Source organism: Vibrio sp. 1078-1 (genome assembly GCF_033340475.1).
In genome coordinates, this window is record NZ_JAWOWM010000998.1 from 1 (window position 1) to 501 (window position 501).

The 501-nt window shown below is 48.9% G+C and carries 1 protein-coding gene; it reads left to right on the plus strand.

The window, feature by feature from the left end:
• Positions 1 to 391 (plus strand): DUF3157 family protein (locus tag R7190_RS31280; protein ID WP_318138401.1); only part of this gene is annotated, 391 nt, incomplete at its 5' end.
• Positions 392 to 501: the final 110 nt, after the last annotated feature.

The following is a 501-nucleotide window of genomic DNA, read 5'->3' on the forward strand; positions in this document are numbered from 1 at the left end:
TGCGATTGCGACAATTCCGGTCGTAACAAAAACCGTCGGCACAACCGTGGTTGTGAACGCGAAAAAACCAACCATGCAGTTGTCAGACTCAGGGGTCGACGTACTGATTGGCTCTGCGAGCTACGAAGGTGGTGAACTGGTACTGCCAACGTCTATCACCAACCAAAGCTCTCAATCTGTCATTCAGGTGGAGGTTGAGGTACAAGTGTTTGATATGTCTGGCAAGCAACTGGCGAAAGAAAAGGTCACGGTTTGGCAATCCATCAAACGAATGGCGGATACCTACCTGCGACCACAGCAAGCAGAACAAGGTAAGAGCATTAAACTGGCCGTGCCGCAATCTCAGCAGTACCAGTTTTCTGCCAAAGTGTTAGAAGTGAAAACTCGCTAATACGGGTCTGATATTCTTTGTCGAGCGGATCTTGCCACGCTGACGCGTGAGGCTTAGGTCGCTAAGTTTAGATAGGCTCGACAAAGTAATAAATCGCGAAGAAGTGACAC